At 43.2% G+C, this 22,594-nt stretch carries 24 protein-coding genes; 15 read left to right on the forward strand and 9 right to left on the reverse strand.

What is annotated here, in order from left to right; translation table 11 throughout:
• Nucleotides 1–99 precede the first annotated feature (99 nt).
• The 7 genes from F6K51_RS07175 to F6K51_RS07205 all read left to right on the forward strand — a co-directional run bounded on the left by F6K51_RS07175 (nt 100) and on the right by F6K51_RS07205 (nt 8,184).
• Nucleotides 100–1,335 carry an ATP-grasp enzyme gene (locus F6K51_RS07175; protein WP_293019194.1) on the forward strand — a complete coding sequence of 412 codons (1,236 nt, stop codon included), beginning with the start codon at nt 100–102 and terminating at the stop codon, nt 1,333–1,335.
• Nucleotides 1,336–1,382: 47 nt separating this feature from the next.
• A complete protein-coding gene (locus tag F6K51_RS07180; protein ID WP_293019195.1) occupies nt 1,383–1,529 on the forward strand; it encodes a hypothetical protein in 147 nt (48 codons plus the stop codon).
• A gap of 843 nt (nt 1,530–2,372) precedes the next feature.
• On the forward strand, nt 2,373–3,350 hold the full coding sequence (locus F6K51_RS07185; protein ID WP_293019196.1) for a DMT family transporter: 978 nt from the start codon (nt 2,373–2,375) through the stop codon (nt 3,348–3,350).
• Nucleotides 3,351–3,501: 151 nt separating this feature from the next.
• Nucleotides 3,502–4,911: a sodium/proline symporter gene (locus tag F6K51_RS07190; protein WP_293019197.1), complete on the forward strand. Its 1,410-nt coding sequence runs from the start codon at nt 3,502–3,504 to the stop codon at nt 4,909–4,911.
• 48 nt (nt 4,912–4,959) lie between these two features.
• Entirely contained in the window at nt 4,960–6,003 is a 1,044-nt protein-coding gene (locus tag F6K51_RS07195; protein WP_293019198.1) for a D-alanine--D-alanine ligase, read from the forward strand.
• A 494-nt stretch (nt 6,004–6,497) separates the two neighbouring features.
• Nucleotides 6,498–7,001 (forward strand): IS607 family transposase, encoded by a 504-nt coding sequence (locus tag F6K51_RS07200; protein ID WP_293019199.1) that lies wholly within the window; start codon nt 6,498–6,500, stop codon nt 6,999–7,001.
• A complete protein-coding gene (locus F6K51_RS07205; protein WP_364304069.1) occupies nt 6,928–8,184 on the forward strand; it encodes a transposase in 1,257 nt (418 codons plus the stop codon). Before F6K51_RS07200 ends, F6K51_RS07205 begins: the two co-directional genes overlap by 74 nt.
• 25 nt (nt 8,185–8,209) lie before the next feature.
• Here the strand turns inward: F6K51_RS07205 and F6K51_RS07210 are convergent, their stop codons facing one another.
• A complete protein-coding gene (locus tag F6K51_RS07210; RefSeq protein ID WP_293019200.1) occupies nt 8,210–8,371 on the reverse strand; it encodes a hypothetical protein in 162 nt (53 codons plus the stop codon).
• A gap of 479 nt (nt 8,372–8,850) precedes the next feature.
• Here F6K51_RS07210 and F6K51_RS07215 point away from each other — a divergent pair, with 479 nt between their 5' ends.
• Nucleotides 8,851–9,780, forward strand: coding sequence for a hypothetical protein (locus F6K51_RS07215; RefSeq protein WP_293019201.1), 930 nt, complete (start codon nt 8,851–8,853; stop codon nt 9,778–9,780).
• Nucleotides 9,781–10,224: 444 nt separating this feature from the next.
• On the opposite strand, the gene F6K51_RS07220 is transcribed toward F6K51_RS07215, so the two are convergent.
• Complete coding sequence (locus F6K51_RS07220) at nt 10,225–10,926, reverse strand: hypothetical protein (RefSeq protein WP_293019202.1); 702 nt, start codon at nt 10,924–10,926, stop codon at nt 10,225–10,227.
• A 304-nt stretch (nt 10,927–11,230) separates the two neighbouring features.
• Here F6K51_RS07220 and F6K51_RS07225 point away from each other — a divergent pair, with 304 nt between their 5' ends.
• Nucleotides 11,231–11,773, forward strand: coding sequence for a hypothetical protein (locus F6K51_RS07225; protein WP_075900280.1), 543 nt, complete (start codon nt 11,231–11,233; stop codon nt 11,771–11,773).
• A gap of 293 nt (nt 11,774–12,066) precedes the next feature.
• Here F6K51_RS07225 and F6K51_RS07230 read toward each other — a convergent pair whose 3' ends face one another.
• From F6K51_RS07230 to F6K51_RS07240, 3 genes are all read right to left on the reverse strand, one after another.
• Nucleotides 12,067–13,164, reverse strand: a complete 1,098-nt coding sequence (locus F6K51_RS07230) for an anthranilate phosphoribosyltransferase family protein (RefSeq protein WP_293019203.1) — start codon at nt 13,162–13,164, stop codon at nt 12,067–12,069.
• A gap of 30 nt (nt 13,165–13,194) precedes the next feature.
• A complete protein-coding gene (locus F6K51_RS07235) occupies nt 13,195–14,190 on the reverse strand; it encodes a LysR family transcriptional regulator (protein ID WP_293019204.1) in 996 nt (331 codons plus the stop codon).
• Nucleotides 14,191–14,447: 257 nt separating this feature from the next.
• The gene (locus F6K51_RS07240) at nt 14,448–14,651 is read right to left on the reverse strand and encodes a hypothetical protein (protein WP_293019205.1); all 204 of its coding nucleotides are present in this window, start codon (nt 14,649–14,651) and stop codon (nt 14,448–14,450) included.
• 137 nt (nt 14,652–14,788) lie between these two features.
• Here F6K51_RS07240 and F6K51_RS07245 point away from each other — a divergent pair, with 137 nt between their 5' ends.
• Nucleotides 14,789–14,968 (forward strand): hypothetical protein, encoded by a 180-nt coding sequence (locus F6K51_RS07245; RefSeq protein ID WP_293019206.1) that lies wholly within the window; start codon nt 14,789–14,791, stop codon nt 14,966–14,968.
• Here the strand turns inward: F6K51_RS07245 and F6K51_RS07250 are convergent.
• Nucleotides 14,943–15,170, reverse strand: a complete 228-nt coding sequence (locus F6K51_RS07250; protein ID WP_293019207.1) for a hypothetical protein — start codon at nt 15,168–15,170, stop codon at nt 14,943–14,945. The two genes, F6K51_RS07245 and F6K51_RS07250, sit on opposite strands and share 26 nt — an antisense overlap.
• A gap of 236 nt (nt 15,171–15,406) precedes the next feature.
• Between F6K51_RS07250 and psbA the strand changes: the two genes are divergently transcribed.
• Nucleotides 15,407–16,486 carry a photosystem II q(b) protein gene (psbA, locus tag F6K51_RS07255; RefSeq protein WP_271968296.1) on the forward strand — a complete coding sequence of 360 codons (1,080 nt, stop codon included), beginning with the start codon at nt 15,407–15,409 and terminating at the stop codon, nt 16,484–16,486.
• A 292-nt stretch (nt 16,487–16,778) separates the two neighbouring features.
• Here psbA and F6K51_RS07260 read toward each other — a convergent pair whose 3' ends face one another.
• The 3 genes from F6K51_RS07260 to F6K51_RS07270 form a co-directional block, all read right to left on the reverse strand.
• Nucleotides 16,779–17,168 (reverse strand): CVNH domain-containing protein, encoded by a 390-nt coding sequence (locus tag F6K51_RS07260; protein ID WP_293019211.1) that lies wholly within the window; start codon nt 17,166–17,168, stop codon nt 16,779–16,781.
• Between the two features lie 625 nt (nt 17,169–17,793).
• Nucleotides 17,794–19,695, reverse strand: a complete 1,902-nt coding sequence (locus F6K51_RS07265; protein WP_293019212.1) for an iron uptake porin — start codon at nt 19,693–19,695, stop codon at nt 17,794–17,796.
• A gap of 522 nt (nt 19,696–20,217) precedes the next feature.
• Nucleotides 20,218–20,421, reverse strand: a complete 204-nt coding sequence (locus F6K51_RS07270; protein WP_293019213.1) for a hypothetical protein — start codon at nt 20,419–20,421, stop codon at nt 20,218–20,220.
• Between the two features lie 184 nt (nt 20,422–20,605).
• Between F6K51_RS07270 and F6K51_RS07275 the strand changes: the two genes are divergently transcribed.
• The 4 genes from F6K51_RS07275 (at nt 20,606) to F6K51_RS07285 (ending at nt 22,506) form a co-directional block, all read left to right on the forward strand.
• Nucleotides 20,606–21,256, forward strand: a complete 651-nt coding sequence (locus F6K51_RS07275) for an Rpn family recombination-promoting nuclease/putative transposase (protein ID WP_365939919.1) — start codon at nt 20,606–20,608, stop codon at nt 21,254–21,256.
• Nucleotides 21,257–21,271: 15 nt separating this feature from the next.
• On the forward strand, nt 21,272–21,451 hold the full coding sequence (locus F6K51_RS38335; protein ID WP_365939920.1) for a hypothetical protein: 180 nt from the start codon (nt 21,272–21,274) through the stop codon (nt 21,449–21,451).
• Between the two features lie 315 nt (nt 21,452–21,766).
• Nucleotides 21,767–22,183 carry an element excision factor XisH family protein gene (locus F6K51_RS07280; RefSeq protein WP_293019214.1) on the forward strand — a complete coding sequence of 139 codons (417 nt, stop codon included), beginning with the start codon at nt 21,767–21,769 and terminating at the stop codon, nt 22,181–22,183.
• Nucleotides 22,171–22,506, forward strand: coding sequence for a XisI protein (locus F6K51_RS07285; RefSeq protein WP_293019216.1), 336 nt, complete (start codon nt 22,171–22,173; stop codon nt 22,504–22,506). The genes F6K51_RS07280 and F6K51_RS07285 overlap by 13 nt, the downstream gene beginning before the upstream one ends.
• Nucleotides 22,507–22,594: the final 88 nt, after the last annotated feature.

Consider the following 22,594-nt stretch of genomic DNA (forward strand, 5'->3'; position numbering starts at 1 on the left):
GGGTCGGCGTATCAAGATTTCGGGGGCTCAGTGGGATGAGAGTAACGTCCCACAAGTCTTGAAGCATCGGTGTGCCTACCTCAACGGGCAATTTTCAACTTGAGTCTTACAAAACTGAGATGCACTCGACGAATACCTGTTGAAGGTTCCAAAAACATCTTGATTACCGGGGGCAAAATGACCAAAGCCCTGCAACTGGCTCGCTCTTTTCATAAGTCTGGGCACAATGTCTTTTTAGTTGAAACTGATAAATATTGGCTATCTGGTCACCGATTTTCTAATGCGGTTAAAGGGTTTTATACCGTGCCAGCACCAGAAAAATATCCCAATGGTTATTCCCAAGCCTTACTAAAAATTGTTCAAAAAGAAAACATTGATGCCTTTATTCCCGTATCTAGCCCAGTAGCGAGCTATTATGATTCTGTCGCTGGAACGTTACTCTCCCCCTACTGCGAAGTCATCCACTTTTCTCCTGACATCACCCAGATGTTAGACGACAAATTTACATTGTGCGAGCAAGCTCGTTCTTTAGGATTATCAGCACCAAAATCCTTCCTAATTACCGATCCACAACAAATTCTAGATTTTGACTTCAAAGCAGATGGGAGTCGGTATATTCTCAAAAGCATTCAGTATGATTCAGTTTCTCGCTTAGACATGACCAAGTTTCCCTTTGAAGGAATGGAAGATTATGTCAAAAATCTTCCTATTACAAAGGAAAACCCTTGGACAATGCAAGAGTTTATTACCGGTCAGGAGTATTGCACCCACAGTACAGTACGCAACGGAAAAATTAGACTTCACTGCTGTTCCCCATCGTCTCCTTTCCAAGTAAATTATCAGCATCTTGATAAACCTGAGATATATTCATGGGTGGAGAAATTTGTCAAGGAATTAAATTTGACAGGACAAATTTCCTTTGACTTCATTCAAACCGAAGACGGCACCGTCTATCCCATTGAATGTAATCCTCGCACCCATTCTGCTATCACCATGTTTTACAATCATCCAGGATTAGCAGATGCTTATCTTAAAGATAGTGAGCAGGAAAATCAAGCACCGATTGTGCCCCGCCCTGACAGTAAACCAACTTACTGGCTCTATCATGAAATTTGGCGGCTGACTGAGATCAGGTCATGGTCAGCTTTACAAGGGTGGATTAAAAAGATTGTCAAGGGTACAGATGCCATTTTTCAAGTCAACGATCCCTTACCCTTCTTAACCGTACCCCATTGGCAAATTACCTTACTATTGTTAGAGAATTTACGGAAACTAAAAGGCTGGGTAAGGATTGATTTTAATATTGGTAAATTGGTAGAATTGGGTGGGGATTAAATAGCGTTCGGCTTAAGATTCGCCCTATCAAAAAAGTTAAGCAATATATGTTACCAATTAACAACACTTCGGACAGGGAATCTACCCTCAATCATCCCACCATCGGTATCATCGGTTGCGGCAATATTGGAGGGCGACAAGCCGCTAATTTTCTAGCCCATGGCTACTCGTTCTATGTCTACGACATCAATTAGGATTACACTGGCTATTCCGCTGCCTAAATTGATATTAATAATCATTACATATATTAATCATTACAGATATCTAAGCTCACCCCTTGATAGCCTAGTTGCGTTGCTTATTCCAGCTCTTAGCGCTGTGGAAGGTTGAGCGATTTTCTGAGAACGTATTCAATTGTGGACTTTGGTAAATTTCCTAGTCATTTTATTCGGAATGTATTTGACGCTCTCTAGTATATCTGCTATTAAACCTGCAATTGAATCTGCTAATAACTGAGTTTAAATAGTAAATATATAAAATAAAATTATTTATTATGAACTTGATTAAAACTATTCTGAGTTTTGCTTAATATGAGATGAAAGTATGGTTTTTATCAGATGAATAAAAAACCGTTAAAACTAATGAACAAAAACTACCTTTATTTATTCACCTCGTTGCTCAAAAAAAATTGGGGTAATGCAGTCATTATTTATGCCTGAAAGGAGCAAACCTCAAAATATTAGTATAAAGTTTGAGTAGTCATTTACATGAGTCTCCGATTATCAGCTATTTATATACAGTATTTATTCAAAAAATTATCGACAACAACAGCATCAAAATTAACTATTAATTTAAATTTTAACTATCCATTCAATAGCTACAAGTGTTAGGGTTTATACTATAGCGTTTATCGTAGCTATGAGGTACACATTATTTTTTACCTCTTCCCTCACTTCCCCTCCTGGGAGGGGTTAGGGGTGGGTTACTCTTACCTGCTCCCTGCTCCCTGCTCCCTAAAAACCAGAAATTTGTACCTCACAAGTCGTAGAATTGCTATATCATATATGCTTTCAATAAAAATATATAAATAAAGAAACATGAATGCTCAAGGTAAATTATCACGGATACAGTACCTATCTTCATTTCCAATAGATTCTTTTGCTGCATTAATTGGTAGCATAATATGTCTTTCTTTTTCACCAATTTTTATTCGTTTGATTGAAATGGAAATGGGACCAAATGCTACGGCATTTAATCGTTTTTGGATTGCGGCTGTTGCCTTTGGACTACTGAATAACTTGTTAAATGTGGGTCACCAAAAGCAGGAAACTGAACCAGAACTAAATAAAAATAATCTGGGCTCAGAAAAAAGGCTACTGATTGCAGATGGTTTGCTTTTAGCGATGGCTTTGATAGCTTGGACTTGGTCTTTAACTCAGACGAGTGTTGCCAACTCTAGCATCATGCATAATATGGCTCCCATATTTACTATATTAGGAGGGTGGCTAGCTTTTGGTCAGCTCTTTGACCGTCGATTTCTCGTGGGTATGTTTGTTGCAATCGCGGGAGTAACTTTACTAGAAGTAAATGATCTGTTATCATTGAGTATTGGTCAACAGCTACTAGGGGATTTAGCAGCTTTACTCTCAGCAGTATTTTTTGGGGTACACCCATTAATCGCAGAGCAACTTCGCACTAAGTTTAACTCTGTGACGATTATGACTTGGTCTTCGACAACCAGTTTTCTGTTGCTATTTCCTGTTGCTGCAATCACCGAAGAGCAACTTTTTCCGAGTTCCGTAACTGGGTGGTTTTCAGTAATTGCCCTAGCATTCGTTGGTCAAATGCTGGGTGTAGGACTTTGGACTTATTGCCTCAAAAAGTTATCTTCAGGGTTTGCTAGCCTAGTGGGGTTGATTGTTCCTGTTCTCAGTTCCCTCGAAGGTTGGACAATTTTCTCAGAACCTCTTAGTTTTTTGACTTTAGTCAGTTTTGTGGTAATCTTAGTGGGAATGTATTTGGCTATTTCTAGCAGATCGGCTATTAAATCTCCCCTTGAATCTACTAATAGTTAAATTTCACTACTGCATCTATCAAAATTTGATATTAGAAACATCGAAGTATTAACATTAAACACTTGTGGTGCCATATAATCAAATGAGCAGAGATTTAGTCAATAGGATTAACCATTCCTAGCAATCGCTCATTAACCCCTAAACAAACATAATGGCTAAACAAGTTGGGATTGCACTCACGTTTATCATGTTCCTGCTGTTATTTACAGCAGTGGGCATTTACTCGGCAACCCGCAAACAAAATACCACCACCGATTATTTACTGGCTAGTCGCAATGTCAACCCTTGGCTGACAGCACTATCAGCAATGGCAACTGGTCAAAGTGGTTTATTATTCATCGGTCAAGTAGGTTTTGCCTATAAAATAGGCATTTCCTCCCTCTGGCTGACCATTGGTTGGGCAATTGGGGACTATCTTGCTTGGTATTTTATTTTCAAACGGTTGAGACAGCTCTCTGAGGAAACTGCTTCAGATACTGTCTCTTCCTTTCTAAGTCAAAATATGAAAGGCTCCCGTTTGATTGCCATTATCTCTGCTATAATAACTATTATCTTTCTAGGTTCCTACGCCGCAGCCCAACTGGTAGCAGGAAGCAAAGCACTCAATGCTGTGTTCGGATGGAACTATAATTTAGGCATCATTATAGGAGCAGTAATTGTCGTTATCTACTGCTTTTCTGGAGGAATTCGCGCCTCAATTTGGACCGATGCTCTACAAGCAACAATCATGATCGGTTCCTTGTTACTGTTGTTAGTGGTGGCGGTTGCCAGTTGTGGTGGAACCGGGCAACTGTGGCAATCTTTGGCAGGCATTGATCCAGCTTTAATCAACTGGAATTATTCTCAGCAACCGTGGGGATTTGCGCCTTTCTTTATTGGTTGGATAGTAGCTGGTTTTGGTGTGGTGGGACAACCCCACATTATGGTGCGCGCTATGGCGATTGACTCAGCCGACAACATTGCTTTTGCCAGAAATATTAAAGCTGCTTTGGGGTTAGTAACCTCGATCTCGGCTATGGGTATTGGCTTAACAGGGCGAGTGCTGATGCCAGATTTGTTGGCTTCCGGGGATCCAGAATTGGCACTTCCTTACCTATCGTTGAAATTGTTACCAGTGGTTTTAGTGGGATTGATGCTCGCTGGGCTGTTTTCTGCCACTATGTCCACAGCAGATTCTCAAATACTCTCTTGTTCAGCTGCCCTAACCCAAGATATTTTTCCGGCTGCAGCTAAATCTTACCAATTCGCAAAAGTAGGAACCCTAACTGTAACAGCAGTAGTTTTGGCGATCGCCCTACTTGGAAATAACAATGTCTTTGCTTTAGTAACTTTTTCTTGGTCGGCTCTGGCTTCAGGTTTGGGTCCTTTATTAATCTTGAGAGTTTGGCAGCGACCAGTCAATCTTACCACAGCGATCGCAATGATGGGAATTGGGATTGCTACAGCTTTGATTTGGAATTTAGGACTTGATTTGTCCAGTGCTATTTATGAAGTGCTTCCAGGTATGGCTGCAGGAATGGCAGTCTATGGAATTGCTCAGTTTTTGAAACATCCTAAATGATTCCGTTTTTAGTTGTTTAGTTTAGTTCTTTATAAGAGGAGATTAGTTATGTCAGTACTTCGCATTCTTCATTTAGTTGGGTCTGCAGACAATGACTTTTACTGCGATTTGTCACGGCTATACGCCCAAGACTGTATTGCCGCAACGGCGAATCCTTCTCTCTACGAATTTCATATTGCCTACATCACCCCCGATCGCCAGTGGCGGTTTCCCTCATCCCTCAGTAAGGAAGACATCGCCGCAGCCAAACCCATGTCCCTCTCTGAGGCTGTAAAGTTCATAACAGCAAAAACTATTGACCTAGTGCTGCCACAAATGTTTTGTATCCCTGGCATGACTGAATACCGTGCCCTATTGGACTTGCTTAATATGCCCTATGTGGGCAATACCCCAGATTTGATGGCACTAACTGCCCATAAAGCCAGAGCTAAGGCGATTGTGGCAGCGGCAGGAGTTAAAGTACCTTTTGGAGAACTACTTCGCCAGGGAGACATTCCCACCATTAAGCCGCCAGTAGTGATCAAACCTGCTAGTTCTGACAATTCTTGCGGGGTGACTTTCGTCAAAAATGTCGCTGACTATGACGCTGCCCTGAAAACAGCCTTTGAACATTCAGATGAGGTCTTAGTGGAAGAGTACATCGAACTCGGTCGGGAAGTTAGATGTGGAATCGTTGTCAAAGACGGCGAGTTAGTGGGTTTACCCCTGGAAGAGTATCTGGTGAATTCCCATGACCACCCGATTCGCAACTATGAGGATAAACTAAAACGAACAGAAGATGGCAACTTGAGTTTGACTGCTAAGGATGGTGTTAAGGCTTGGATGCTAGACCCTAGTGACCCTGTAACCAAGCCAGTTCAGGAAGTAGCCAAGAGGTGTCATCAGGCGTTGGGCTGTCGCCACTACAGTCTTTTTGACTTCCGTATCGACCCACAAGGGCAACCTTGGTTTCTAGAAGCAGGGTTGTATTGTTCTTTTTCTCCTAAAAGTGTGATTGCTTCTATGGCGAAAGCATCGGGCATATCTGTAAATGAGTTGTTGATGACAGCGATTGATGAAACGTTAATTGATAAGGCTGCGTGTAGGGAATAGGGAACTTCGGATCAGGGAATAGTCTGAGGCGGGGGCGCGGCAGGTGTGGGGAAATGGGGATAATATGGGAAGTGTGGCAGGTGTGGGAGGTGTGGGAGGTGTGGTAAGATGGGGAGTCAGATTAGCAACTAGCTCCCCAAGACAGTGCTGCCTAGGTATTCCCTAGTCCCTAGTCCCTAGTCCCTAGTCCCTATTCCCATTAACCCAGGACGAGGTACCTCAGCCAATTGAGAACTGCTATTATGATTAAGTAACGTTTAAGTTTTCCGTAACAAGAGTGCCACTCCCCAGTTAGCGATCGCATGTAGTCTTGGTCATGGCATCATACCACCATCAGCATAGTTATCTAAATCTAAATTGTTATCTAAATTACTGGCCTCAGCCCATTCCTGATCAGGGTATTTACTTGTGACACACCGATTGAGGTTAGGGAACAGTTAGTAAAAATATTCCATCTGCTACCAAATCCTTCAATGATGTGGTAAGATAGAGACATGGCATTAGTACCACTCCCTAAGGCGGTCGAACTTACCGGACTCTCCAAAAATACTCTCAGAAAGTACGCAGATAATGGCACCATCCAATCCGAAAGGACACCAAGCGGAAACAGGCTCTTTGATACGCAAAGCCTGCTCAGTCTTGGGAAGCGGCAATCAAAACAGCCAGCCACTATCTGCTACTGCCGAGTCAGTAGTACAAAGCAAAGAGACGACCTCGCTAGACAAGTTGCCTATATGCACTCCCTCTTCCCCAGCGCCGAAATCATCAAAGATATCGGCTCAGGTCTCAACTACAAAAGAAAAGGGCTTAGAGCCATACTGGAACGGCTTATGCAAGGAGACCAGCTCACAATTGTTGTTGCCTGTAGAGACAGACTCACCCGATTCGGGTTTGAACTCTTTGAGTACTTGGTCAGTATCAACGGTGGAAAACTCTTGGTTCTCGACAACCCTGAAAGTTGCCCCTCCTCAGAGCTTACCGCCGATCGCGAAGGGTGACCAAAGGTCAATCTTCTCTCAATCATTCACGTCTTCTCTTGTAGAGTCCACGGACTCAGAAAGTACGGGACAAAAATCAAAGAAGATCCGACTGTTCCTAAACGCTGACCAACGCTTAACTATTAGAAGGTGGTTTGGAGTTTCCCGTTATGTGTTCAACAAAACCGTCAAAATCCTTGAAAATGGCGAAATTAAAGCAAATTGGAAAGCCATTAAGACTGGTATCCTGAACGATCTTCCTGAATGGTGCTTGGCAGTACCTTATCAAATCAAATCTATAGCGATAAAGGATGCCTGTACCGCTGTCAGAGAGGCCAAGAAAAAATACAAAAAATTGGGACAAATTAATCGGGTTAGATTCCGTTCTAGGAAAAATCCTGTTCAGTCTTGCTACATTCCTAAATCGGCTGTTTCTGTAAAAGGAATTTACCACACAAAGTTAGGTGCATTGACCTTTGCTGAGACACTTCCTGGCAACATTTGTGATTGTAGATTGACTAGCACTAACGGGAACTATTACCTAGTAGTCCCTTACAAAACAGCCCACATTAAAACCGAAAACCAAGGTAGGGTTGTAGCGTTAGACCCTGGTGTTAGAACTTTTTTGACATTTTTTAGCCAGACTTCCGTTGGCAAAATAGGACATGGTGACTTTTCTGGGATTCAGCGTCTATGTCAACACTTAGATAATCTGATTTCAAAGATCAGTAAGGCTAAGGGAAAACAAAAATACCGAATGAGAAAAGCCGCCAGAAGGATGGTGCTCAGAATTCAGAGCCTAGTAAATGAACTACATCACAAGGCGGCTAGATTCCTGGTTGACAACTTTGATGTAATATTGCTCCCTACCTTTGAGACGTCTCAGATGTCCAAGAAGCGCAACCGAAAACTTAGATCTAAAACGGTTCGCAATATGCTTTCTTTTGCCCATTATCGGTTCAAAGAGTTTCTCAAACAAAAAGTATCTGAGACCGGAAAGATTGTTGTTGATGTCTGCGAAGCTTATACCAGCAAAACGGTTAGTTGGACGGGCGAGATAGTTAACATTGGCGGCAGCAAGACTATTAAGTCGAAAATTGATGGTCAAGTAATGGATCGTGACATCAATGGCGCTCGTGGGATATTCCTGAGAGCTTTGGTAGATACACCCTGGCTGAAAAATCAGCTTGCATTGGCGGGCTAAAGTCTACTTTGGTAGATTTTGGTAGCTAAAAAGTATCGGTATTATTGATTTGGCGTTGCTGAATCTTAGAATGAATATAAGTAGGGTGGGCATCCTGCCCGCTTGGTAATTGTAACGGGCAAGATGCCCGTGCCACCAAGATGCCCGTGCCACCAAGATGCCCGTGCCACCAAGATGCCCGTGCCACAAAACTCTTAAAATCATTCCATTATTAAGCAACGCCAGTGATTTTCCCCTACAGGTGCCCGATCCTAGCTATAGACTTTCCCACTAGGAGCTACCTAGAACAGCCAGCTTAAGCAGGCTTTTTGGCCAATTAGAGCAGTTTCATCTGGAGCAGTTGGGATAAATCAGGTTTTGGCTGCTGATTGCCGCCATTTTGGCTGGAAAAATGGCCTATCTAAGCTAACGTTTATAAAGACTTCACATAAAATTTACAATCTGGTGGGACGATTCATAAGTAATTTACAGAAAATTGCTGATAGACATGGTTAACTTTAGAAGAAGCAAAAAGTGCAGCAGGTACTCAAAGCATGTAGTTTCTCCTAGTCACTGCTTAAACGCCAAGATGCTAACCAGAGTGAAAAAACCGTACCATGCGGAATTTCTCTAACAGCCCTTGAGGTAAATAGTAACACGAGTAGTTTTAACAGTTAACTATACAACATGTCAGGCTCTCCTCTGAATAAATTCCTTTTTAAACCCGTTCTTCTTGCAGCAGCGGTATTGTCAGTACTGTCCTTACCAGTAGCAATTTTTGGCTCACAACCAGTATCCATTCGCATTCAGGGAGAACAGTGGATGGATGGTGAAATTAAGGATCTTGCTCCCCCTTACCTAGGCTTGGTTGGAGCCTTAAGTTTGGGAGTCGGTGTAGCCAGTTTGGCAATTTCAGGGTGGCAACACTCCGCCCATAAATTTTCTCAAACTCAGGACAAAGTTTCGACTCTATCTGGGGATATCCAGGCAAAAGAAAAAGAATTAGAAGACCTTAAGCTTTCTCTGTCGAGTTTGGAAGCTTCTGGACTCAGTGATTTTATAGATAAGGGAGAAACCCCGAAAACAGTTACAGAAAACCTTCCGGAAAAAGTTACCGACAAAGTTACCGACAAAGTTATAGAAAACCTTCCGGAAAACGTTACGGAAAACGTTACCGACAAAGTTATAGAAAACCTTCCGGAAAAAGTTACCGACAAAGTTACCGACAAAGTTATAGAAAACCTTCCGGAAACTCAGGATAACAGCATTGAATTCCAGCCAGTCTTTGAAACTATAGTGACTAGCTCGAATTTTGTTGAAGAGCCCTCCATAACAACCCCTACAAGGTCTGTAGAGGATGTAACCCAGAAGTTTGCCTCAGCACAAACGTTTCTAGGTTTTGTGCGCACAAAACCTGTAGTCACCCAACCTATCCAGGTGAGTTCACCAAAACCCGAGCAGCTGGATCAACTCAACACTCAACTTCAAACAATTATGACTCAGATGGCTTCTTTACAATCTGCCCTTGATGGCACACAGAAAAGTCGACGGATTGAGGTACCTGTAGCCAATCGAGCATCCAAACAACTTGTTAAGTCCTGGTCTGTAAAGGGTTAGGAAGGTTTAAGACAAGTTGTTAGACGATTAGGGTGCATTGTTATCGAACCATAAGCTAAAAAGCATCTACTGGAATTTACTCCAGAGAGTTATGTATAGATAGTTTACTGTTGGCAATTAGTCAAAATTGCTGAATTTAGTTGACCATTTTTGCCTTCCAAATTCACAATTATAACCTCAATTTATCCATAGATTAATTTGGGATTAGCTAATTACTGGATTGTTACAATTGATATCACATTGATCCTGTTCACAAAAAGCGCCAACAAAACGCGATCATAGCGCTCATTAAATAAAACTGTTAGGGTATGTCGGTTAAGACCTTGCACAGTGTTGCTGAGTATTATAATTAGTATTATTATTAATATTATTCATGGTTCAGGCTTGATAGTAACCAACCATGAACCATGACCATGAACTATGAACCAAGATAAAGGTTTTGTCTTATCGGAAAAACTCTGACGGCGAGAGTCGAGTATCGCTTTGATTAGTTAAATTGGTTTGTGGGCTAATACTACCACTAACCGATCTTTGGGGTCTAAGTTCTGAGCGGTTTCCCCAGCCACCATTGCGTTCTGCTGCCCTAATGCTAGGTACTGATTTCCTGCCACTAGGTAGCGCTATCGGTAGGGTGTAACTTGCCTTTACGTAAGGTTGACCATCATTATTAAATCGGACGAGGTCACCTTCCATCTCTGGAATCTGCGGCTGTTGCTCTTCAGCCCTTCCTAGGTGACCATAGGGCTCATAGGTAGCTAAGAAAGAGACACTATTATTGGGGCTAACCGAGAATCGTCCTTGTGATTGATTGATTTGCCAAGCTTCCTGAAGGCGACCATCTGGTGCCACCTCCCATAGGTTAAGCCTAGCTTCCCATTGACCCTGCTCGTCTACCTCAACAACTTGGCGATCCAAAATAGAATAGGTGCCTAGGGGGTTAGAACCAAATAAAGGCTGTTGTGTCGGACGCAAATAGCGAATAGCAGCCACAGCAATTTGACTTTGGTTAGGTAGATTACTAGTACCGGATACAGTATACGCACCAGGACGACTGGCCGGTTTTACACTGAGTTCTAACTCAAGGTCAGGGGATTCTTTTGGGGAGCAGCTGACACACAATGCCATTAGCATTAGGATCATAGTCACCTGCTTATTAGAGTAAAGTGAGCGAACTGTTTGACTTAAAAATTGGTAGAATCGCATAAGCATAGGTATAAACAGATTAGATATCCCTAAGGGATAGCTTACAAAGAATGAGTAATTGTCAGATTAGGGGTTCAAAATATCGACTATCATAGCAAGTTGTTAAAAACGAGCTAGGTTAATTGGTAGTTATTCATTGATTTACCATGGAACCCTAATCAACGTCTAACATAATCAATACCTTGATTGTTTATAATTGATAGCTTATAATTTATAGCTTATAAAATTTTATCGACTAAGACTAGTTATGAAGCAGCAAAGTAGGTTTAGACATACATCTTTATTGAAATTTTGTACTACTCAGTTGGCAATCGCTGGCCTAGTAACCCTAGGGATTCCTAATGGTTCTGCCACTGCTGGGAATGGATTTAGTTTGTGTGCCAAAGATCTTAAAGCGGCCAATATAACTTCAGAAATCGCATCACAAGCTTGTTCAGAGGCACTACAACCTGAGGATTTATCGTTGTGTGTACTAAAAATTGAGGTACTGACCTCATTAGCAGGTCAAAAAGCCCTAGGTGCTTGTACACGAGTCCGACGACCTTTGGAATTAGCTAGGTGTGTGGTTGATATTGACAATCAGATTGAAAACATAAATGCTAACTCAGTGCTGGATCACTGTCGTCGTAGCCTCCTGCCAGAGCAATTTTCTGAATGTGTTATTGGCTTGAATAGTGCCAATGTCGCTAGCCCTGACAAGGCTCTAAACACTTGTATTTCTGTTGATCAATATCCCTCCCAATTGTCTCCGACCTTTGCGCCACCTCCGGCGAGAACCTTGGTTCAGTAATTTGGTTGAGTATTGTAAGCATATGCGCGAAGCGCACGCTGCGCGAACAGCTCTCAGCAGTCAGCAGTCAGCTTTATGGCACAGGCCACAAGCCCTGTGACAACACTGCAGCATTATTCCAATGCTTACCGATTTTATTCAAAAGCTGTTCAGTGTAGCTTGCCCTATGCTCATAAGCACATCAAGTACCGTGGCACAGGCTTCTAGCCTGTGACTGATTAGCTGTTCGCGTAGCGTGCGCTTCGCGCATATGCTGATAGCTGATAGCTGATAGCTGAATACTTACCTTCTATTTATTTAACCTTGTGCAAGTAATCAACAATTTCGTTAAATTTTTGAGCCACATTACCACTGGTGAATAAATCTTCAGCCTTGGCCAGACCTGCTCTAAAATCTGGGCAAACACCACAACGCCACAGATAAAACCCACCATTCCAGATAGCGGCTGGCATCAATGGGTTGGATTTACCCTTTAGGATTTCCTGGTAGTGTGCCAGCAGTGTAGTGGTTGACTCAAACGGTAACTCCTTGCCAGCCAAACCGTATTCACTCGGATGGAGTAGCAAACGCTCAAACCCTTGACTGGCTGATGCTTGACTAATGGCTATGATGGCAGTGCGATCGCGTGGTAAGTCACAGCTACCCTCTAAGCCTTTGACAAAGGTAAAATTCTTGACCAGACGCAGCTGAGATGTCTGTCTAAATAGGATTTCTGTAGGTGGATGAACATACCCGGCAACATGATGAGTCTCTCCTCTATAGGCAGACCACAGGAGTTCCATGGTTGCTATCGGTGGACGTTTACCGATTTGGTCGCGGTAGGAAACTAACTGATCAGCTTGGGGAAAATGCTGGGGTAAATAGATAAATCCTAAGCCAGTTGTCTCCAATACTTGTTGCACCTGGGGCATAGAAAGTTGGGAGAAATCCATTCCCAATCCCTGCCAAATCTCAATCAAGGGGACTCCATACTTAGTGGGCATACAATCTCCCCCATGCATGACCACAGGTACCCCAGCAGTAGCTAAGACTAAGGCGGTCAGGGGTGTGACTGGTGCAGTACGGCTTCGTCCATCATAGGGTGTTCCTAACACTGTAATCCCCAGGGATGGAGAAGAAGAAAGTGACCGAGAGGCATCTTGCCCATGGTTGATGTCCCAGGGGTGTAACCTTGGTCCAAGTTGGTCATAAGCATCCAACATTCCTGCCAGTTCTTCACTGGTCGGTCGTTTGATGCGGTGGGCAATCATAAATGCTCCAATTTGCGCTGGTGTAGCCTCTTGTGTCAACATGAGGCGGGTTGCAGTGGTGGCTTCCTCACGAGTTAAGGCTTTCCCAGTGTGTACACCACTGCCCACTTTCTTTAATAATTCCCTGAAGACATTACTCATTGGTGATTAGTCCAAAGCTGGAAACAGTGATCAAGCTTGAGCAAGGGCTGGCAGCTGGAGGTTCCAAGCCTGAACTGTTGGCATGTCCAGCTGACGCACCAGTTGACAAAAATGCTGAATTGGTGGAATGTCTAAGCGATCGCGAGTCGTGACTAAGACCACTTGACGAGTCCACTTGGAATCCAAGGCCGAGAGGTTACCAACTAGTTTGTTGGAGCTAGCCACGGATTCTGGTAGTTTTTCTAGGGTACGCACAGCCAGAGTAGAGTCTTCCTGTACATTGATCAGGGCTGATTTGGGCAATAGGGCAATCAATTCTCCTTGGCGCACTACTCCTTGGAATGCTTCTAGGGTATTTAACTCCATAACTGCCCGCAAATTAGCCCCTAGGCGGGAAAACTGCTGTTGTACTAAACGTTGCATCCCGTAGCCACTTTTAAAGACTGCTTGTGGGTATTTAATCAGTTCTGACCAGGGCACTGGTTGATAGTTGACTAAGGGATGGTCTGATGCCATCAGGACTTCGATGGGCTCTTCGTAGAGTATCTCAACTACCATCTCTGAACTAGTGGTCAAAAAGCGATTGTTCATCACAATTGCTACATCCACTAGACCATCTCGCAGTACCTTCAAAGAGCGATCGCTTCCGAGGGCCGTCACTCGTAACTGCACTTGAGGATAGGCCTGACAAAATTGCCTTAAGATCGGTGGCAAGTAGTGAGCGCAGACTGATTGGATTGCCGCTACACACAATTCTGGCTGCTTCCCTGCGATCAAATCTGCTAATTCTTGGGTAGCAGTTTGCCACTCTTGACAGATTTTACGAGCACGGGGTAACAGCTGTTCCCCTGCAAGAGTCAACTTGGCGTGAGCAGTGCGATGAAACAGTGGCATACCCAGATAGCTTTCCAGAGACTGAATTTGTCTACTGATAGTCGATTGTGTTACGCCGCATTTTTGTGCCGCTTGTCCAAAATTACCTGTCTGGGTGACTGCCAGAAATGCCTGCAACTGCTCAATCCGCATGATTTGTTTAAGGTGTATGAGGTTTCATCATAATTAATTGAACATAGTAGATTTTTTGAGGAACTTCGGTAGAATTTGATACATTGACGCTTTCCGATTTAACTAGATCCATAACTCAACTAATGTAATCTAATAAACCTAAGTACACCAATTTCAAATGGGACAGTTACGGTGAAAGGAGAACAGGGCGCTTTGGATCCGTCAACAATCCAGGATGTTAAGAAAGTATAAATAAATAGATCAATATATAGCAGTTCTCAATTGGGTGAGTTACTTTCGTTCTGGGTTTTAGGGAGTCGGGAGTCGGGAGTCGGGAATCGGGAGATAGGGAAATGGGCATAGGTGGAGTGGGAAAAAATCCTGTGTACCTGATCAGTATGAGAATTGCGAACGCGCCCCGCGTGACCAAACGCGATGGACTTCGTCCCGCTTTGCTGCGAAGCGCGTGGCCTTTTGGCCAAGGTCAATCGCGAAGCGGTTCCAAAGGAACATCGCGTTTCCTAGTCTACTGACCTACACCAAAATTTTGGCGTTGCTTAATAATGGAATGATTTTAAGAGTGATTAGGTGCGCGCCTCCTAGGCCGGGGAACCCGGCCTTGGGTCGCACCTGTGGAACTGGCATCTTGTGTAGAACTGGCATCTTGTGTAGAACTGGCATCTTGGTAGAACTGGCATCTTGTGTAGAACTGGCATCTTGCCAGTTTCAATATATTTTGGGGCGGGCAGGATGCCCACTCTACGAATATTCATTCAAAGATGTCGCACCTGTGGAATAGGCATCAGGCGTGGAACTGGCATCTTGTGTAGAACTGGCATCTTGTGTAGAACTGGCATCTTGTGTAGAACTGGCATCTTGGTAGAACTGGCATCTTGTGTAGAACTGGCATCTTGGTAGAACTGGCATCTTGGTAGAACTGGCATCTTGCCAGTTTCAATATATTTTGGGGCGGGCAGGATGCCCACTCTACGAATATTCATTCAAAGATTCAGCAACGCCAAAATTTTCTCAACCACTCCTTTACCACAATAACAATATAAAGTCAATACTTAGTTAATATAACTTTTACTTATTTACATTATTTAATAACCTGAGGTGAAATTACTCGAAAAACCCTTTACAAAAATAAATATATTGCTTAATATAAATACATGAAGGCGCACACAAGCCGGACGAACCTCGAAAAGTTCATATTCATACCCGTAATCATAAGAACATGACTACTGTATTACAGCAGAGCAACACCTCTGTGTGGTCTCAGTTCTGCAATTGGGTCACCTCCACCAACAACCGCCTCTATGTAGGTTGGTTTGGTGTATTAATGATCCCAACCCTGCTAGCTGCTACCACCTGCTTCATCATTGCATTCATCGCTGCTCCTCCTGTGGACATCGATGGTATCCGCGAGCCCGTTGCTGGCTCCCTGATGTATGGCAACAACATCATCTCTGGTGCTGTTGTTCCTTCTTCTAACGCCATTGGCTTACACTTCTACCCAATCTGGGAAGCTGCTTCCTTAGATGAGTGGCTCTACAACGGTGGTCCTTACCAGTTGGTAGTGTTCCACTTCCTGATTGGTGTATTCGCCTACATGGGTCGTGAGTGGGAACTGAGCTACCGCTTAGGTATGCGTCCTTGGATCTGCGTAGCTTACAGCGCACCGGTTGCAGCTGCTAGCGCCGTATTCTTGATCTACCCAATCGGACAAGGTTCTTTCTCCGATGGTATGCCTCTCGGTATCAGCGGAACCTTCAACTTCATGTTTGTGTTCCAAGCTGAGCACAACATCCTAATGCACCCGTTCCACATGCTAGGTGTAGCTGGTGTATTCGGTGGTTCCTTGTTCAGTGCAATGCACGGTTCTTTGGTAACCTCCTCCTTAGTACGTGAGACTACTGAAACTGAGTCTCAGAACTATGGTTACAAGTTCGGTCAAGAGGAAGAAACTTACAACATCGTTGCAGCTCACGGCTACTTCGGTCGTTTAATCTTCCAATACGCTTCCTTCAACAACAGCCGTTCCTTGCACTTCTTCTTGGGTGCATGGCCTGTAATCGGCATCTGGTTTACTGCACTGGGCATCAGCACCATGGCATTTAACCTGAATGGCTTCAACTTCAACCAGAGCATCATTGACTCACAAGGTCACGTGATCAACACCTGGGCTGATGTACTTAACCGCGCTAACCTAGGTTTCGAGGTAATGCACGAGCGTAACGCTCACAACTTCCCTCTAGACCTAGCTGCGGCTGAAGCTACTCCTGTAGCTTTGACTGCTCCAGTCATCAACGGTTAATTTCAACTTGGTTTAATACGCTAAGTTAATAAAAAGCGCTCTCCATATGGGGAGCGCTTTTTTGTTTGATAGTAAGCATTCAGCTATCAGCTCTCAGCTATTAGCTCTCATCTCTGAGCTATCAGCTATCAGCTCTCAGCTCTCAGCTCTCAGCTTAATTAGTAATGGGTGAAACCGACCAAAATTGGCAGTTTCACCCATTACTAATTCAACTAATTGTTGAGTTTTGATTGAGCACAGCTAGCCACTATTTGGTAGGGATGCTCACCAGACAGAATTCAATAAATTCTATCTATGGCTCGTATACGAGATTGCCATCATCGTTGGCAATGTGCTCATCTAGATCAATGCTGGTCTCATTCAAGTCTCCATTACGTTTCTGGCACTTAGCATTCATGATACTTTCACCGGAGATGTAAGTATCCTGGCAAGTCTCAATGAAGTTGTAAGGTTGCCAGACAAGATTACCATCAAGATTTTCAATGTAAGGGTTCAGGTCAATACAAGTGTAGTTTAAATCATGATGGGCCGTGTAACAATAAGCGCATAACTCAGAATCACTAACATGGGGAACAGAGCAACTGCGGCTAAAGTCACCTGCAAAAGCATTATTGGCCAATACACCAAAGGAGATTGCCACGGTAAACAGAAAACAAGCAATTGTCTTCAAAAGACCTTTCATGATCATTAACTCCAAAAATGGAAACTAACTAGCATCTAAAAACCATTGCAGCGTGTTAATAAATCTGCCGCATGGTGTCAGGTAACCCTGATTTAGGCTTACAAATCAAATCTAGTTAAAAATTTCTGGGTGGTCAATACTTCACTATCTAGATCGAAAAGTGCTTATAATCCTGCAAATTTGTATCAAAATTTACTAATTGACAAACTGCTCAAAACATGAATTGGTCAGTGGCGATGAGATGCACGCTTTGGCCTCCCCCTTTGTGTAGGCTAGGGTTCAACAGGGAATCCCAAAGGGGTGAAAGGAACGAATTTGTATTATATTTTACAAATTGACAAATTTCTCAAAACATGAATTGGTCAGTGGCGATGGCATGGATGGTTTGGGGTCCCGCTTCGCGATTAGCCTGAAGGGCTAGCGCCTTCAAGGGATCGCTACCGATAGTGAGGCTATGGAGGTTTTGGGGTCCCACTTCTTGTAAGCAAACGGATGACAGTGGTGAGGAGGCTTGCTCGGTAATAAAATTTTCCTAGTAAAATTTCCAGCCAAATTTCCCTAAAAGCTTTGATACCGACGCTCACCAACCATAGGTGGGTCGAGCGCCGGACGTCGAGCCTAAAGTTTAAAAGGTGAAAGTGGTTCTGAGGGTACCGATCACCACGTCATCATTGTCAGAACTTTGGTTAGGATTCAAAAGCCAAACTACACCAGGAGTAACGGAGATGTTGTTGTTGAGTTTATACTTATAGAACGCTGAAACCTGGTAGGCAAAATCATTGTCAAAGTTACTGTTGCCATCATCTAAATCCAGTCCTCTGAGGGTTGGTGCCGCACCACCAAAAATTCCCGCCAGATTACCTTTTTTGCCCAAATCGGGAAAAGCGATACCAGCAGCAAAGTTCCAAATTTCAGCATCACCCAAGCCAATCAACTCAGCATCGGTGTAGCCTGCCCAGCCATTGAGTACGATGTTGGGGGTAAGTCTCAAAGAGGTTTCAACACCGAAAGAGTTACTTTCCACTCTTGCTGTATCAAAGTTAACCCTGTCTAAACTGGTAGCATTCCCCAAGGCTGCTGGATTGAGATTAGCCAGGGCCGTGCCAGTACCCCCTAGGATTAAACGGGGTCGTCCATCAGCATTATTTTCGTAACCCCGAATGTAGGTGAATCCAACTTTGAAATCACTACCATAAACCAACTGAGCGATCGCAGAAAAGTTGCCATTGAATAGACCCTGGCCTTCTTGAGGATTGCTAGCGGTGTTGGAGATGTAACCTAAATCAATCCGAACATCCTTGATGGGCTTGATGGCAAGAGCAGCCCCAGCACCGAATGGCCCAATCCGATAGATGGGATTACGTTCAGCAAAACGGGTAATAGCATTGGAACCACCAGCACGACCTTCAAAGAAAGGGTTAACGGTATCGACGTAATAGTGATGCAGTGCTCGGTTAGCCAACAGTTGAACCGTTACTTTATCCCCTAGGGGGAACTTATAGCGCAAGATATCAATAATAACGTCATTACCGCTCGGTCCATCGTAGGTAAAGCGACCTTCTTGAGTTCCGGCCAGTTCACCACCAGCCCCTGTGATCAAAGTTGGGGCATCCCCAGCCTGGAGACGGGTTTGGAGCATGTCCTTACCGGTAAAACTGGTTAAGAAGTTGAGACGAGTCCGGTTGTGAAAAACGGTCTGAACATCATCAGCATCCCCTCCAAAGGCATCAGCTAGAGCAAAGATCACCTCACCCTTGAGTTTAGTGGTGGTGGAAAACTGATGGTCTTCTAAGAACGCTACTCGTCCTTCTAGGTTATCTACTCGTGCCCCTAGGGTAGCCAGTTCTGTTTCAAACTCCTGTATTAACCGTTGCAGACCTTCTAAGTCCTCACGGGTGATAAAATCTCCAGTAACGCCCCCCAGTAAACGCTCAATCTGGTTCAAACAGGAATTCAAACCAGCAGCAAATTCGTAGCGAGTCAAGGCTCGGTTACCTCGGAAGGTAGCATTAGGATAACCAGCAATACAGCCGTAGCGTTCTACCAAAGAGCGTAATGCTTCATAAGCCCAATCTCCAGGGGAAACATCTCTGAGTTGAGACACATTAGTGACTTGTTCCATGGAGTCATCTTCTACAATCTCTCCATTTAGTTGAGAAACACCAGTCACCGGTCCCATCAAGTCATCTTCTGCAGTTTCCCCATCACCGTATGAGGTAACTGATTCTATAGCAGAATCACTATTGGAATTACTGATATCAACCGTATGCCCAGTAGAGGCATCAGCCACTAATGGTAGATCAGAGGGAAGAACAGACTGAGTTAGGGAGGTGACCTCAGGGAGTGCTTCTACTGTCAGTGTTTCTACTGTAGTGGTAGGGTTGACAGCCGATTCTTGAGAGATTGTCTCTTCTGGCAAAGCTTCCTCAGTTGCTGCTACTGCTGAGGATGAAATCAATAGGGTTGCCCCAACAAACAAGGTGGGCGATTTTAGCACAGAGAGCCACAAATTTTTTGATCTGTTCACAGGGTTTCCTCACACACAATCAGGGTTTTGATAGGTGCGCTTTCCGGATCTAATTATTAAATTCGCCACGGGTCGCACCTCTGGATCAAGTCAACACGACTACGGTCTCTTTTTAGGTATGTCACTAATTTATGACAAATTGATGACAATATGGCACACAGAGATAACAGATCAGGAAATACCAGCTTCAGAATTCTGGTAGTTCTTCTGCTCATCTTCCGATACGGTCATGGTCATTTGTCCTGACTTAGTATCATTTGAGCCCTTTTTGATCAGTTTTTGATCAAGGGATAGTTTAAGAGACGATTAACTTTACCGATTTAAGAATTACCTTGGATGGAGGTTTTGTTTGTATTTTTTAATACAAAAAATTTTGGCTTTATGGGATTAGAGCATAGTATAAATGCAATTATGACAATAAAATCCGATATTAAATCGGGTTTAACCGCTGTAATCCAAATTTTTGATATATTATAAATATTTATTTTAATTAATACTATTATAAGTAACAATAAACAATTATCAAATTGGGGAATCGGGAATCGGGAATCGGGAATCGGGAATCGGGAATCGGGAATCGGGAATCGGGAATCGGGAATCGGGAATCGGGAATCGGGAATCGGGAAACAGACTCAGGTGTGGGGTCTGGGTTTGGGGAGTAACTGGCGTGGCCATTGCCAATGCGATCGCATTAGCCAAGGGAACCGGGAATAGGCAAGCTAGCAACAGGGAATAGAGAAACAGGCGGAAGTGAGTTATGCGTGAGTTGTACTTGAGTTGGGCTAACTCACAAGCAAAGAGGGCTTACGCCCTCTGATTTTTGGTCAATATAAAAATTGAATATAGTTTGGCTAGTATACTTAGAGTGTACCACTTTTTTTGAGCGAGCGATTAAGTGGAGAGCTAAGTAATGACATTTATCAGCCCCAAAACCGACTTTGCCTTTAAAAAGATCTTTGCCTCCCAGGAAAGTAAACCGATTCTGATTAGCTTTCTCAATGCTCTTGTCTACCACAATCAACCTCTCATTCAAGACCTGGAAATTATTGACCCTTATCAATCTTCTCCTCTACCAATCCTCAAAGACTCTTTCCTCGATGTGAAAGCCAAACTGAGGGATGGTTCTTTGGTGATTATTGAAATGCAAGTTTTGCAGGTAGAATCCTTTGCTCGTCGAGTTTTATATAACGCTACGAAAGCTTACTCCCTACAGTTAGGTAAAGGGGAAGGCTACCGTTATCTCAAACCAGTGATTGCTCTGACGATTACCGATTTTATTATGTTTGCTGAGCATAATATGGTAACCTCCCATTTCCAGTTACAAGAAAAAAGCACCAACATCAGCTATATAGAAAATCCCTTAGAATTAGTGTTTGTGGAACTACCGAAGTTTGAGAAGCAGTTGGAGGAGTTAGACCAACTTGATGAGTTGTGGATGTATTTTTTTAAAAATGCGCCTTTCTTAGATACCGTGCCACCGAAAATGGCAGAAATACCAGAGTTTAAACAGGCATTTGGTATCGCTTCTCAGGCTAATTTAACTAGGAAAGAGTTGGAGTAACTAGGAAAAATAGAGATGTTTATTCATGACCAACAAGGGTTAGTTATTTTGGCTGATAAACAAGCTAATAAACAAGCAAAAAAAGAAGCCAAGCAAGAAATAGCACGTAAACTTTTGCCTCTGTTGGATGATGAAACGATTAGCCAGACTACTGGCATAGCTGTGGAGGAAATTCAGAAGCTTCGAGAAGGTTAAGCGCTTGACAAGGCAAAAGGCAAAAGGCAAAAGGCAAAAGGCAATAGGCAATAGGCAATAGGCAAAAGTCAACTAGTTTATTAATTTAACCAAATAAACTAGTCATATTAGCCCATTGAAGGTTGTTACTTTTGACTTGATATAGCAGTCGCCAGGGCAGTTAGTACATGACAAAAGTCTCAAACCTAAGTAAGCGCAAGAGTTTGACTTCTGACTTCTGACTTCTGACTTCTGACTTCTGCTATAGTTTTGATTTTGACTTAATATAGTGGTATCCTCCGTGTCATCTATAACCTCTTATAATCATGCACTTTTATGGCCGCTAAGGACTTTTACCATGAAGTAGTCAAAACAGCTCTCAACAAGGACGGTTGGACTATTACTCATGACCCTCTAATTCTAGAACTATCATCTGGTCGTCTTGAGGTAGACTTAGGAGCAGAACGTTTAATTGCTGCTCAAAAAGATCAGATGCGAATTGCTGTAGAGGTCAAGAGTTTTTTAGCACCTTCTACTACCTCAGAATTTCACACGGCACTTGGACAATTTCTGAATTATCGCGTTGTTTTAAAGGTAAAAGAGCCAGGTAGAGTACTTTTTATAGCCGTACCGAGTAAAGTATATCGCAACTTTTTTCTGGAAGAGTTAGCACAGTTAAGCGTAAAAGAATACAAGGTAAAATTACTAGTTTTTGACCCAGACGAGGAGGTAGTTGTACAGTGGAACGATTGAACCAGTATCGGGAATGGATTCAGCAGGTTTTAGATCGACATAAACAGTTTGTACCTTCCTATGGTGAGATTGAACAATTTACAGTTTTTGACCACAACGATGATCATTACTTACTAGTAACAGTTGGCTGGGAAGGTGACCGCCGAGTTTGTGGTTCGTTGATCCATATTGATATTAAAGGAGGAAAAATCTGGATTCAACATGATGGTACTGAGGTGGGTGTAGCCAATGAGCTCGTAGAATTAGGAGTACCTAAGTCAGAAATTGTCATCGGTTATCATGACCCCAACGCACGTAAGTTGACAGAATTTGCAGTAGGATGAAAGGTGAGTTATGCCTGAGTTGTACCTGAGTTGGGCTAAGTCCCTAGGCAAGAGCGTTATAGTTTGAGTAGCTCATCTAACCTAGACC

It is taken from the genome of Moorena sp. SIO3I8 (assembly GCF_010692325.1).
Lineage (GTDB): Bacteria > Cyanobacteriota > Cyanobacteriia > Cyanobacteriales > Coleofasciculaceae > Moorena.